This is a genomic window from Bacillus cereus group sp. BfR-BA-01381 (assembly GCF_022663555.1).
Classification (GTDB): Bacteria; Bacillota; Bacilli; order Bacillales; family Bacillaceae_G; genus Bacillus_A; species Bacillus_A pacificus.
Genome location: NZ_JAKUFR010000029.1, coordinates 40,905 through 54,727 on the forward strand (window position 1 = coordinate 40,905; position 13,823 = coordinate 54,727).

A 13,823-nucleotide genomic window follows, 5' to 3' on the forward strand; every position below is an offset into this window, starting at 1 on the left:
TCTCCTTACTATAAATTAAGCTAATACATTATACTCCTCTATAAATTCAGTGTAATTATGCTGAAACCCTTCTCCACGAAAATATAAAAAAACTTACCGCTTTCCATCATTAAATAGAAAGCGGTAAGTTTAATTGTTTAGGAATATCAGAATGAAACTCTGATGTATGCACAATTGAAAATGTATATCCTTGCTCAATAAATGATACTTCATTACGTTTACATTCAAATAGTACACTATTTTTCTTAAAGTTATTTTGGATTCGCTGTAAAAATGCGACGTCTGGTGTTCCAAAAGAAACATGTACTTTCGGTGGTAAAGCTTTCATCGCAATCGGGATCCAAGGTCGCTGCCACCAAGTTGCGACGATATATGCAGTGCCGCCAACTACAAAGTTAAAAATATCCCCGTCTTCCATCGTTTTCATATTTAAATTTGATTTCAGCCATTCCCTAAAAATAGGTACACTTTTAACAGGAAGACCAATTTCCCTTATATATAAAATGTTTAAAGGTGACTGCGATACTAATACATCCTCCTTAACATAACTATGTGCGATAATTTCGAGTAGATTTCCATCTCCGTCTTTAAAGTATAAATTGAATAGCTCGTTCTCCTCACCAATTGTATTTCCATCTTTCCATTTCACAATAAGTAACCCAGACTTTTCAAGCCATTTTGCTGTTTCATGAAATTTTGAATATGAAATTTCAAAGGCGAAGTGCGCAGGTGCAATTGGCTCATACACTTCTTGAAAACTAATTGTTGTATACGGTGTTACTTCAAATTGAATGTAGGATGCTGTTTCTTTTTTTATTGGAAAAGATAATACGTCCCTATAAACTTGTTTTACCCCTTCTATGGAAACAGTTTGTAATTTTATATCAGAAATATGTGTAATCATTTTACATCCCCCTATTTCATACTATCTATTTGTATTGTATTACACTTATAAATAGATAAAATCAAACGGAAGGATGGATTTTTCATATAAAGACTACAACTTTAGTATGAATATGTTAGCTTCTTTCAGTGTGCGTACAGTAATGTTTCAAAACAATTATCCACCATATTTCATTTTTTGATTAACACTTTACTTATTTTTATTTTTTCAAGTTTCCCCTGCATTGTTTCTATATAAGAAAGCTGCCTTTCTTAAACGAAAAGCAGCTTTTACAATAAAATACATTAAGATTTTACAGCAATAATCATAAACCTTTTTGAATTCGTACGGATCCCTTTTTCAGAACTATTTGCATCAATGAACTTTTGTAAAATAGTAAAATCCTCTTCCTCTTCTCCAAAATTAGGAATTATAGGCGTATGTTTTAATAAGAAAATAAGATCCTCAGGCGTACTGTAATAATCAGTAACATCATATTCACGTACTTGCACGAGTTCAAATCCTGCACTAATAAGTTCACTCATATACTTTTCTTTTAATGTACCATCTCTTTCACCTAAGCATTGTCCTCTTCCAAATGCTTCTTTAAGATTCAATTTATCATGTTCGCAAACTTGTTGCGTTAAGAAAAAAGCTCCTTGTTTCATCACTTTTGCCAACTCAGATGCTATAAACGGTGCGTGACTACTTGAAACAATATCAAAATAAACATGTGGAAACGTTAAAGCTTCAGAATCCATTTGCAGAAACTCAACATTTTGTACACCTGATTTTCTCAAATTGGAATGTGCTTTTTCAATCATTCCGTTAGAATTATCTATTCCAATTAAAGATTTAGCTGATGATGCTATATGAAGTACATTTTCTCCTCCGCCTGTACCAACATCAAGTAAAATATGTGATGGTTTGCATCTTTCTTTTACCTCTCTATAAAAGTCCCATGAATCTCCTACAGTTTCACATTTTATCTTACTAAAATCCCATCCATTTAGTCTTCCTACTTTATCATAAAAGTTTTTGTACTCTAATTCGTTCATTTTATGTGTTCCCCTTTGTTATTACATATAAATTAAAATGAATCATCAATTATTTATTCTATATATGAAAGCCAAGCTTCATAAAATGCTTGAATAGTGCGATATCTATTACTTTTTTCTTTATGTAGCGCTTTTTTACATATATTATATAATTCTTGTGTGCTCTCCCATTTTTCATAGCTTTTATCATTTTTTCCGCCGATAAAGGCAAAAGCAATTCCGGCTAATACGTACACATTCGTTTCGCTGGTAATTTGTGCATGTAGTTCATATTCCTCCGGTGCTTTAAAGCGAGCTGTACCCCAAAAATTATCCCCAATTTCATTAAACACTGGTGCTTTTTGAAAAAAATCAATATCACAAATCATCAATTTTGATTGCTCGAAATTATATAAAATACTACCGTCATAAAAATCAACCATGACATAGCCTAGTGACTCCACATAGGTTGCAAACTCAAAAATCTGAGTCAATATGTTAAGCCTCTCCATCACGGATAATTGTCTTAACTTAACAAAAGGTGAATTTGGTGAATGGTGCTTTTCAAACGGAGTAAAATCCCAATGATTGTGCATGCATTCCCCATCTATCCAATGAAACTTTAAACAAAACCCATTTTGCATTTGAATACAATTAATATATGGAACTAGTAAAGGATGTTGAATTTGTTCATATATTTCTTTTGCTTTCATTAATCGTTGAATTGCATCCGCTACATTACCTTTGTACTCTAAATTACGTGCACCGGCATACTTCAAAAAGTAACGATGTCCATTTTCAATAATACCAAAACTAATATTACCTGAATCTTGTTGATCAAAAATAGTAAATACTTCTACATCCTTTAACCAATCAAAATTATGTTCCTCAGCTAATGTTAATGGATATTGATTTTTTCCTATTGTAATTTTTATCATGCGCTGCTCCTAGCTTTGAGCGAACGTAGTTTATAGAGGTATGATACGCATACTCAAATTATTTTTACCTCATACTTTGTTTTCTTTTGTTTGTTCATAAAACATCACTCCTTTCAAATACAGGCTCTTAATTTCATTCAATAACTACCAAAATGTTCTTACTTTCTATTATATATTATAAAATACAAATTATAAGGAAAATATATTTCATATGCACAAACAGTTTACATAACATTTTTATGGTTTATTTACATGTATAATCTACATCTCTCCCCAACCACACATACTATCTAAAACAGTACAGACTGCTTTTACATTCTTCATTTTTATTTCCTCCTTAAAATACATGCAAAAAGTAGGATTCACCAAAAAATTACAGAATTATATATATAACAAGTATTGGACGGATGATTTTCAAATTCCTCTATCATAAAGGTGGTATAAACAGTGTGAAACCTATACAAGAACGTAGCCTTACCGTAAAGACGACTTTTTCTAAAGAATACAAGATTTTTATTTTTGGTTTACTCATTTCACGAATTGGGGACTCATTGTATACTTTTGCGTTACCTTGGATTGCCTATCAATTAACCGGTTCAGCTGTAATTATGAGTTCTTTATTTGCTATTAACGTATTGCCAATCGTTTTATTTGGCCCTTTAGTTGGTGTAATAATTGATCGTTATGATCGAAAAAAGTTACTTTTGGTAGCGGATATTACTAATATTATTTTAGTAAGTCTTGTTCCAATACTACATTCATTACATCTATTAGAAATCTGGCATTTATACGTAATTACTTTTATCCTAGCAGTTATGTCCATGCTTTTCGATGTAACAACTGTTACAGTCATTCCGCAAATTGCTGGAGCATCCTTAACGAAGGCCAATTCTTTCTATCAAATGGTTAATCAATTGGCTAGTTTATTTGGTCCAATGATAGCTGGGGTTTTCATTTCTTTTATTGGGGGCTTTCAGTTGCTTTGGATTAATGTTCTTTCATTTATTGCAACATTAGTTGCTGTGATATTATTACCGTCTATGAAAACCGTAAACAAGAAATGCGAAGATAAAAATACACTTCAAAATGTACTATCTGATTTGGTTAATGGATTTAAATGGCTTAAAAATGACCGCTTAAATTTAGCTTTATCTTTTCAAGCTATGATAGGAAACTTTGGAGCAAGTGCAGTTTTAGGTATATTCATGTATTATTTATTATCCACATTACAACTTACCCCAGAACAAAGTGGGGTTAATTATTCATTAATTGGAATAGGTGGTCTTTTAGGAAGCTTTATTGCAGTTCCTTTAGAAAAGAGGTTGCAGCGCGGCATACTAATTCCTTTACTCCTATTTGTTGGAGCAATTGGCTTAACTTTTCCACTTTGGAATACATATTGGTTCGCTCCTGGAATTGCTTTCGGTATTGCAATGACTTGCAATATTGCATGGAATACAATTGTAGCCACGGTTCGCCAGGAAACAGTTCCATCAAATATGCAAGGAAGAGTTTTAGGGTTTTCACGTGTACTTACACGATTAGCTATGCCACTCGGAGCATTAGTAGGAGGCATTCTTTCAGCTTATGATCCAGTGTATGTATTTGCTTTAGCTGCTTTCACGAAGCTACTTGAAGTTTTTATTGCACTATATAGTCCGATAAGAAAACTATAATAGAAGGAAAGATAATTATATATGATTGGTTAATTTTAATTACGGATAAGTTTATAAAGAAAAAAGGCATATCATAATGCCTTTTTTCTTTATCATCATTTTACTGGATAACAAACTTCTGTAACCCACTTATTAGGATCCGATTCCATCGCTGGGCTCACATGATAAATATTAAACATTGGGCCTGCTAATTCGTAACCTTCTGTCTCAATCCATTTTGCCGCAGCTTCATTTACAGCTGTCATTTGTTCATAACTTCCATTAACCGTTATGGAAGCTACATTGGTTGATTTTACATTTTTAAATGTAACGTCTTTTGTATTTTTTTGTTTCTCTAAAATACTTAGCTGTATTTCTACATCTACATCATTTTCTTTGTATTCACGATCATGGAAAACTGCAATACTATAACTCGGATGGGCAATACTAATATTTTTCATTTGTATTTCTTGCATTAATATACCCCATAAATCCTCTTCGCGATTATAAGATGGAATAATCTTTCTAACACTAGCTACATTTCTTTCTGGAATTTCTTTTATTGAAACATGATAGTTCATCTCAACTACATCCTCTCTCATCGATTTCATTGAGGCTTCAAGAAGACGTAATTGTTTTTGGAGGCCATCCATTTCATCTTTTATTTGAGCACTACGATTTTTAAATTGCGATTTTATTACTTCCATATTTTCACTTGCAACTATTTCTTTAATAGTTGCAATATTAAATCCCATATCTTTTAATGTTTGAATTTGATTTACTTTCTTTAGCTGTGCTGCTGCATAGTATCGATAACCACTTTGTTCATCGACTTTTACTGGTTGTAATAATTCCACTTTATCGTAGTGTCTCAACATACGTATACTAATGGAAGATAACTTTGAAAAATCTCCTATTTTAAACATGATTTCCTCCTAAAATTCACATCTACTTCGAAGCTCAACTTTATCTTAAACAATGACATCGTGTGAGAGTCAACTGTTTATAACGCTTAAATTATATTTCTTTAATTATTTACCTTTATACCTATACCTTTTTTCCTTCTTAAGGCTATAAAGATTGAAATTAGCCCGTTCACAACTAATAAAGTTACAATAGTACTTGCAAATAAAGCTACGTCTGGCGCAAACATTTTAATCGTATGCCATGGTGAACTTGTACTATAAGTAAGAATTGGGATGAATGTAATAGATAATAGTAGCGATAGACCCCCTATCGATAACCAAATTACCTTTTTTACAGTTTTCATATGTTTATACTTTTTAATTAACATAATTGATATTACGAAAAGTATGAGTGTAACTATCAACAAAATAATTTGTGTTAATGGTATATTTTTAGGGATATCAACCGGTTGTTCTCCATTCAAAATACTAATAATCCCCTTTTTCAATACTGATAGTGTGGTTTCTTCTAATACATGATTTTTATTTGTTAAAATCACACCACCCCAGCCACTTTTATTTAAAGTAAATATTTCTGCACGAGCATCGGGCGTTGATCCTGAATGCCAAATCATCGTTTCACTTTCATTTATATTTGTTGTTCTTAATCCAAAACCATAACTTTTTTCTGAATTTGTTTGATAAAGTGGTGAAAGATAAAGATCCATGTTTTCTTGCTTTAAAAATTGAGGATTTCCTTGGCGATTCAAAAACATAATGAATTGAATCATATCTTCCAAATTCGCGGTAATATAACCATATGGTGCCCCGGCATTATCATAGGACACTACACTTTTTCTTGGTATGCCAAACCACGACTGATAACCTGTTAAATAACCTTTTTCATATGCAATTTCTTTACTTGCAGCTGCGCCATTCATATTTAATGGCTGAAAAATATGCTTTTGCATATATGATGAATATGTTTCATTTGTGACTTCTTCAATAAGTGCACCTAAAATAATATAATTCGCATTACTATATTGATATTTTTCACCTGGCGGAGCAGTTACTTTTACATTTGAAAGCTCCATTACATTTTCTTTTAATGCTGTAGAACTTTTGGACTGTTTATCTGATAATGCTAAGCCTTCATATGTGCTGATTCCGCTTGTATGAGTTAGTAGATGTTGGATTGTTATAGTTGAGGATATTTGAGGATTCTTTAGTTTAAACCAAGGGAGATATCGTTGAACTGGATCCTCTAATTTTATTTTTTTATCTTCTATTAATTTCACTATAGCTAAAGCTGTTAAAGATTTACTTATAGAGCCGATTGCAAATGGTGTTTTACTAGTTACCTTTTTTTCAAATTCCCCAGTAACCCCCATTGTTTTTGCGAAGAATACATCTCTATTATGTACAATTGCAACAGAAGCTCCCGGAATGTTCTGCTCTTTTATAAATTTTTCAATATACTTATCTAATGTAACTTTAATATTTTGCTGAGCATAAACTTTGGGAGGTGTGATACATAATATTAATACATTACAAAGCATACAAATTAGAGACAGTTTATAGATTGTATTCTTCATTATACTTTAGATGCTTTCTTTTTTTATAACTTACTAAGCTAATAAATACTACTACAGAGAGCGTCAAACTAGTCATTATTAATAATGCGTTCCACCATTGATTCTCTGATATGCGATATAAAATATTATAATTAAATGTATTTTTACTATTAGTTGAATTAAATGATTCAGTTAAAAATATTGAAAATGTAGTTTGCGAGATGAGGTAAGTAATAATTGCGATGAATATGCCACGTAACATAAATGTGTTGAATTTGCACTTTTCATTTTGAAGTTGTTTCATTTTAACTTGTGAATCAATTTCATTTATTTCTAAAAAATCTTGAACAAATAATTCAGGTGTACCTAAATCATCTATACTATCTTCTCCATGTTCACGACATTCTTGAATATGTTCTAATATTTGTCGCTTAATATTTTCCCTTTCTTCTAGACTAATATCGTATTGCTTTAATTCCTTAAGTACGTCTGTTAAAAATTGCTTTTCTTTACCTATCAATTTATTCCTCAATTCAGAAGGTCTCCTTTCAAACCGCTTTTTAGTAATGTTTGAATATCCGATTGCAATTCTAACCACTCATTAATTTTCTTCTCAAGACGTAATTTTCCATTTTCATTAATCTCATAATAAATCCTAACTTTACCACTGTCTGTTACTTCTTGATAAGTATTAACCCACTCTTGATTTTTCAACTTAGTTAGAATTGGATAAATACTTCCTACTCCTTTCAATTTTAAATTGTTTAATTCAAGTTCTTTCATAATCTCATAACCATAACTTTTCTTTTTCGACAAAATAGATAATACACACATTTCTAAATGACCTTTAATTAAACTCGTTCTATCCATAGGATAAATTTAACAGAAATATATATTTTATTCAAGTATATATTTCTGTTAAATTTAAAAAATCAGACAATAAAACAAATAGATTAATAAGTAAACATATAACTTATGAACTGTTTTCAACCTTATTCATCACTTTTATAATATAATAATTACATAATATATCAACTGTTTATTCTTTTTAGTTTTCCATCTCTCCTCCTTTCCATAATTCTTTTCTTAGTAAAAAACATTGTATGCGGAACATAAAAATAATAAAAGATCCAATTTCTTAATTTTAACATTAAGAAATTGAATCTTCTTTCATTACCTTGTATTAATCATACTGCGTTAATATATATATTATAAAGAATATACATTTTATATAAGTTATGTTAATAACACATAAGCTAATAAAACTTTACTGATTACGCTCAAGACATTCATAAACCGCCATCATATCTCGTTTATCCAATTCACGAATACGATTAAAAATTGGTATTTGCTCAACAGCCTCTGTTAATAAGCTCTCATCCACAACATCACTAACTTTTCCAGTTAACCATGTTTTTACATCCACACCCTCAACAACTTCTTTTAGTCCTTCGTCATTAATACCACTTGCATTACAAGTTACACATGGAATTGTTAATTTAAAGACACCATCATGCAAATTATCTTCCGTTATAACTTTCTTTCCTTTACAGAATGGACATGGATAACCTTTTTTAATTTTATTAATTTGGGTAACTAACTTTTTATATCCAAATGCTTCGTATACATACGTAAGTTTTTTATATTTACCATTTGTGAAATACTTATCTATCATGTTTTCTCTCGTTTCATAAACATTAAGAAAATCACAAACAGTTACTTGATTATTACCACTAATGAATTCGATATTTCCTTTTATTTTATCCCAGAATGGTAAGACATTTTGTAACACTATTTCATAGTTTGAAAAGCTTGCCTGTTCTAATTCAAACATTTTCAATGCAACTTGTACTTTTCTTGGCAATAAAGAAACATCTTCTGTCAATCTCATATCGCCACCAACTATATCCTTCAATTTATGAAGTGCAGGTAAATCACCGACTATTTTCAACACTTCATCAACTGGCTGATTGATAATTTCACGAATATCTGAGTTGCCAAATTTAAGTGGTTTATGATGATTTAAAACCGTCCCTTCACAAATTGGACATGTCACCATTTCTTTAGAAGTCTTAATTTCTTCTTTAATAGGTGCTTTTGAAATAACAATATATCCACCAATAATCGTATTAAAACCTACCCAGGTTCTGCGTGTCTTTCCTTTTTTATCATAAAATGATTTTTCAAAATATCCGTACCAAAACGTATGCTTTTCTTCTTCGGACATTTCATTATAGCTCTTTGACAAATCTTGACCAAGCTCATTTTTAATTTCATCAAATAGAAATTCTATTTTTTCATATTGATAAAATTTTAATACTTTCATGATTTCCGGATCGAATAAACCGTCCCAAAATGGAACGTTTTTATTTTGAATTGTAATATCTTTATCGAAAACTTCAATTTGAAGACGTCCAGAGCAAGATGGACAATGGTTGTCCTGTGAATAGAAATCAAAACTTCTCGTATCTTTATTAGTTGGATGAGCAGCTACAATATGATTAATTAGTCCACCAACCTCATATAAAAAACTATATTGACTATATAAATGTCTCTCAAGATCAATAGCAATAACCGGTGCAATTGTATCAGATTCATATTCACCATAAATTAAACGCGCCATTGAAGATAAACTTTTTAAAATACCACCCTTATAAACATTTTCGGCATTTTTAAAATAGTTAATATGATTTTCTTCTAAATAGTGAACGCCTTCTTTATGCTTAAGTGCTGAAGAAATATGTATTTGCTCAACATTATTCACACTGCTTTTTTGACGATAATAATCATCATGACTTACTACTTCAAGATGATTGATAGCTTCAAGCTGTCTTTCCCCAAAATCTACAATATAATCAGAGCTTTCTAACATGTAACTATTATGTTCAATCATAATAATCGAGACTGATTTATCTTGCAATATTCCTCTAACACTATCTATAAATTGATTTAAAATATTTTGTGATAAACCTTTTGAAGGCTCGTCAAAGATAAATAACGTATGTGGATTTCTTGTGTTTGCAAATAATTCAGAAACTAAATGAACACATTGAAACTCACCTGTTGATAATGTTTGTGTTTTTCGTTCTAATGTTAAATAGCCAAGCCCTAATTTAACTAGTAGGCTCAAGCGTTTATACGCAATATCTTCATTTGGAAGTTCGTCAATAATATCTTCAATCGAACGCTCAAAAATATCTTCAATTTCTTCACTATACTTTGTTAGTTTCTTTTTAATATCTAGAAAAGTTGCTACAGTTGATCGACTTGTAATGGATTGATTTCGATCTTGCCCTACCATAACTAGTTTATCTTTTGGATATCGTTTCAAGAAATCTGTAGCTAAACATTCATTGACAAGAGTAGATTTCCCGCAACCAGATTCTCCTGTAACTGTTACAAGCCTATTTTTAGGAATCTGAAACTCCGCCATTTGGATATTACGGCAATATAATTCTTGGAATGTATAATATTCTGTTGGTACTTCTTTATTTAGATCGCACAGTATTGATTTTGGTCTTGGTGATTCTTTCACAATTTGTCCACCATATTTTCCGCTACCAGGTCCAAAGAACAATTGCTCATCTGTTGTATCCAGTACTGTATCTGAATGATCTATAAGCCAAATTTGATTTTTACACCCTAATTGCTTGATCTCTTCTAATATTTGTAATAATGTTTCATGATCAAGTCCAACTGAAATCTCATCAATAATAATTACAGCATTTTCACTTACTGCCATGAATTCAGCTAAATATAGTCGTGTTAACTCTCCACCTGACAACGTACCCATTATTCGATTTAATGTTAAATAACCAATGTTCATATTTATTATATTTTGTAGTATATGTTGCTTTGCTTCACTAATATTTAACACTTCCGCTAGCGAAAGAATAGACTCAACACTTAAATCATTAATATTTGAAATGGTATGTGGTTTAGCAAATAAATCTATAGTATGTTGTTCAATTTCTTCACTATAACGTTTTCCCTTACATTTTTTACACTCAATATTTTTATTAGTACCTCGGCCTTTACAACCAGAACACCAACCTAACTGGTTATTAAATGAAAAAACCTCAGGGGAAAGATGAAATACGTCAGCAAGTTTTTCGCGAATTTCAGTGAAAACACCAGTATGAGTACCTAGCGTTGAACGTGGATTAGAAGAAATTGATGATTTCCCTAGAAAAAGTACTAAAGGCATATCCTCCATCTTAATAGCACTAAAATTCGTTTCCATGATATTAGGAAATAAATATTGATATTCAGCCTTTGGTAATAAAGAAACTAATCGTTTTTTTGATTCTTCACCAATTGTTTGACAAAAAGTTGTTTTACCTGATCCTGATAAACCAGCGATTCCAAAAGACTTGTTAAATGGAATGACTGTATCTAATTTGTTTATGTTATTAGCAATTAATTGGTTTACCTTCATATTAACCTCTATTCTTATTTCTCATTAAAATCATATTTGCAATATAATAATTATATAATGAATATAACCTTTAAGTTGATTACGCTCTCAATTCAAGAACCTTATCTTTATATATTTCAAACCACTGTTGCCATTCATCTTTAGAAAATTCTTTTTCTTTCCCTTCTAGTACGGAGGAAAAAAGATCTAAACAAATATGCCAACCCGCTATATCTTTCGGAGTATGATCTGTTAACTCATGAATGAATTCTTTAAGAAATAAAATAGAACCATTTTCTTCTTTATGTATTTCAAATCGGACACGATCTTTATCCCAAGTAAATTCAAGCACTGCGTTTACTTGACACTCTAAAATATCGATATTTATAAATGAACCGTCCATCATATCAAACTTGATTATTCCACCTGTTTTAAGGCTTTCGATTTGTAAATTAGACATCCATTTTTTCAAATTACTGTTTTCAGTTAAAACTGACCAAACCTCTTCAATCGTATATGCAAATTGACGTTCAAATTTTACAATATATCCATGAGTTAGTTTCCCGATTTCAGCTACCATATTAATTGCCCCCTAAACAGAATGTACGTTCTTATTTCATTTTACACGAATATAAATATAAAATAAATCTTTATATCAACGAAATATTAATTTAAAGTTAATGATTATGAAAAAAATTTAAATATTTTCTAAATCGAATTTTATAATCTTTAGAATTAATTATCATAACTGTACGTTTCCCTATTAAATATAGACTTACGCCCAAATAAAAAGAGCCGCCTTTGCGACTCATAAATTTATAGAATTACTTCTGTTTTTGTTGAATGATTTAGCGCTTAATTGCATCAACAATTAGCGATGGAAAACCAAGCTTATCACCTTTATTTCTAGAATCATACCTTTTCGAACGGAAAATAACACCGTCGTTTGCATCCCATTCCTTGTAATAAAACTGACCATTTTCATCACAATATTCAAGTAAAACTACCTCAAATCCAGCAGTTTCAAACATTTTCGTTAAGGTTTTATAATTATGAACGATTTTATGACTTGCTGCTGGATGATCTTTCGGACCAGGTCCACCTATTTGAACTATATTTTGGTACGCCTCATCTCGGAAAAATGCATCAGGAACACCGCACCGAATATGCCCCTCTGACTTTAAAAATTCATAGCAAATTTCAGCAGCTCTTACACCTTCTTCAAAAGTAAGGTGTTCCCATACATGCTCAGCTAAGATAGCTGAAATAGAATTGTATTCAAATCTTTCTTCCCACGTAGTTTTATCTAGTAAATTAAGTTCATTTTCTTGCGTTTGTATCCACCCTGGATTATTATTAAACACTCCAGCTCCGACAACTACTTTAATTTCGTCTTGTTTTATTACCACCATTTTCACCTCTTAAATATTTTAATTTATTAATATATTCTATGTTTACTATTATCCTTCCTACTTCAACAAATTTAGTAACATGAGTCCAGTACAATACAGGACTCATGCCCTAAAAACTCTCTAACGTAACGATCTGTCTAACTCTATAAAATTAGTTCATAATATACGATTTTTCTTACGGAAATATAGCACACCAAGCATTAGCATAATACCAATCACGTAAAAAATTGTTGTTCCGCTCCCACCAGTATTAGGAATTACCCAATTATTCTTCGCATTTTTCACTGTTATTTTTTGTGTCTTTACTGCTTCTGTAATTTCTATTTCTATTGGATCCCTAAGTAACATGTATCCGTTCGGTGCTTTTATTTCTTTAATCGTATACTTTCCAATTGCTAATTGGTTGGAAATTACCTTTCCTTTTTCATTCGTTATTAATCTACTAACTTCTTTCCCTTCTTTATCTAACACTTGAAATACAGCGCCTTTTAGCTTTAATTCACTATCCTTATCATCAACTTTTTCAATTTCAAATTGCCCAGTCGGATCTGGCAATTTCTTATTTTCTATTTTAATTTCTACTACTGTATCTTTTTCTATTTTTACAGCTATTTTATCTTTTAATAATTCATAGCCTTTAGGTGCCTCTATTTCCACTAGGGTATAGTTTCCTATTGGTAAGTCTTTTGATATTACTTCTCCTTTTTCATCTGTTACTAACTCCCCAACTACTTTTTTATTTGAATCTTCTATATGAAACTTTGCCCCTGCTAGCTTTTTATTTTTATCTCCCGTATCTACTTTCACTAACTTCATTTTCCCCATTGGATCGGGCAATTTCTTATTTTCTATTTTAATTTCTGCTACTGCATCTTTTTCTATTTTTACAGTTATTTTATCTTTTACTAATTCATAGCCTTTTGGTGCTTCTACTTCCACTAAGGTATAGTTTCCTATTGGTAAGTCTTTTGATATTACTTCTCCTTCTTCATTTGTTACTAG

At 30.9% G+C, this 13,823-nt stretch carries 12 protein-coding genes; 1 reads left to right on the forward strand and 11 read right to left on the reverse strand.

Going from position 1 to position 13,823, the window contains the following annotated elements:
- Window positions 1–109: 109 nt before the first annotated feature.
- The 3 genes from MR079_RS12490 to MR079_RS12500 form a co-directional block, all read right to left on the reverse strand.
- Window positions 110–904, reverse strand: a complete 795-nt coding sequence (locus MR079_RS12490; protein WP_242294057.1) for a VOC family protein — start codon at window positions 902–904, stop codon at window positions 110–112.
- A gap of 284 nt (window positions 905–1,188) precedes the next feature.
- A complete protein-coding gene (locus MR079_RS12495) occupies window positions 1,189–1,941 on the reverse strand; it encodes a class I SAM-dependent methyltransferase (RefSeq protein WP_242294058.1) in 753 nt (250 codons plus the stop codon).
- A gap of 53 nt (window positions 1,942–1,994) precedes the next feature.
- Window positions 1,995–2,858 (reverse strand): serine/threonine protein kinase, encoded by an 864-nt coding sequence (locus tag MR079_RS12500; RefSeq protein ID WP_242294059.1) that lies wholly within the window; start codon window positions 2,856–2,858, stop codon window positions 1,995–1,997.
- Between the two features lie 449 nt (window positions 2,859–3,307).
- Between MR079_RS12500 and MR079_RS12505 the strand changes: the two genes are divergently transcribed.
- Window positions 3,308–4,534, forward strand: a complete 1,227-nt coding sequence (locus MR079_RS12505; RefSeq protein WP_139869062.1) for an MFS transporter — start codon at window positions 3,308–3,310, stop codon at window positions 4,532–4,534.
- Window positions 4,535–4,629: 95 nt separating this feature from the next.
- On the opposite strand, the gene MR079_RS12510 is transcribed toward MR079_RS12505, so the two are convergent.
- From MR079_RS12510 to MR079_RS12545, 8 genes are all read right to left on the reverse strand, one after another.
- Window positions 4,630–5,439 (reverse strand): MerR family transcriptional regulator, encoded by an 810-nt coding sequence (locus tag MR079_RS12510; RefSeq protein ID WP_242294060.1) that lies wholly within the window; start codon window positions 5,437–5,439, stop codon window positions 4,630–4,632.
- Window positions 5,440–5,540: 101 nt separating this feature from the next.
- A complete protein-coding gene (locus tag MR079_RS12515; RefSeq protein ID WP_242294061.1) occupies window positions 5,541–7,013 on the reverse strand; it encodes a serine hydrolase domain-containing protein in 1,473 nt (490 codons plus the stop codon).
- Window positions 6,994–7,524 (reverse strand): DUF1129 domain-containing protein, encoded by a 531-nt coding sequence (locus tag MR079_RS12520; protein ID WP_242294062.1) that lies wholly within the window; start codon window positions 7,522–7,524, stop codon window positions 6,994–6,996. The genes MR079_RS12515 and MR079_RS12520 overlap by 20 nt, the downstream gene beginning before the upstream one ends.
- On the reverse strand, window positions 7,521–7,862 hold the full coding sequence (locus MR079_RS12525) for a PadR family transcriptional regulator (RefSeq protein WP_139869066.1): 342 nt from the start codon (window positions 7,860–7,862) through the stop codon (window positions 7,521–7,523). The genes MR079_RS12520 and MR079_RS12525 overlap by 4 nt, the downstream gene beginning before the upstream one ends.
- Window positions 7,863–8,259: 397 nt before the next feature.
- Window positions 8,260–11,430 (reverse strand): ATP-binding cassette domain-containing protein, encoded by a 3,171-nt coding sequence (locus MR079_RS12530; RefSeq protein WP_139869067.1) that lies wholly within the window; start codon window positions 11,428–11,430, stop codon window positions 8,260–8,262.
- Window positions 11,431–11,509: 79 nt separating this feature from the next.
- A complete protein-coding gene (locus tag MR079_RS12535; protein ID WP_242294063.1) occupies window positions 11,510–11,989 on the reverse strand; it encodes an SRPBCC family protein in 480 nt (159 codons plus the stop codon).
- A gap of 268 nt (window positions 11,990–12,257) precedes the next feature.
- Window positions 12,258–12,821: a class I SAM-dependent methyltransferase gene (locus MR079_RS12540; protein ID WP_242294064.1), complete on the reverse strand. Its 564-nt coding sequence runs from the start codon at window positions 12,819–12,821 to the stop codon at window positions 12,258–12,260.
- Between the two features lie 156 nt (window positions 12,822–12,977).
- Window positions 12,978–13,823 (reverse strand): MSCRAMM family protein (locus tag MR079_RS12545; RefSeq protein ID WP_242294065.1); only part of this gene is annotated, 846 nt, incomplete at its 5' end.

Bases quoted from the DNA above. Each gene is read 5' to 3' on its own strand.
- MR079_RS12490 (WP_242294057.1), bottom strand. From the start codon at position 904: ATGATTACACATATTTCTGATATAAAATTACAAACTGTTTCCATAGAA.
- MR079_RS12495 (WP_242294058.1), bottom strand. From the start codon at position 1,941: ATGAACGAATTAGAGTACAAAAACTTTTATGATAAAGTAGGAAGACTA.
- MR079_RS12500 (WP_242294059.1), bottom strand. From the start codon at position 2,858: ATGATAAAAATTACAATAGGAAAAAATCAATATCCATTAACATTAGCT.
- MR079_RS12510 (WP_242294060.1), bottom strand. From the start codon at position 5,439: ATGTTTAAAATAGGAGATTTTTCAAAGTTATCTTCCATTAGTATACGT.
- MR079_RS12515 (WP_242294061.1), bottom strand. From the start codon at position 7,013: ATGAAGAATACAATCTATAAACTGTCTCTAATTTGTATGCTTTGTAAT.
- MR079_RS12525 (WP_139869066.1), bottom strand. From the start codon at position 7,862: ATGGATAGAACGAGTTTAATTAAAGGTCATTTAGAAATGTGTGTATTA.
- MR079_RS12530 (WP_139869067.1), bottom strand. From the start codon at position 11,430: ATGAAGGTAAACCAATTAATTGCTAATAACATAAACAAATTAGATACA.
- MR079_RS12535 (WP_242294063.1), bottom strand. From the start codon at position 11,989: ATGGTAGCTGAAATCGGGAAACTAACTCATGGATATATTGTAAAATTT.
- MR079_RS12540 (WP_242294064.1), bottom strand. From the start codon at position 12,821: ATGGTGGTAATAAAACAAGACGAAATTAAAGTAGTTGTCGGAGCTGGA.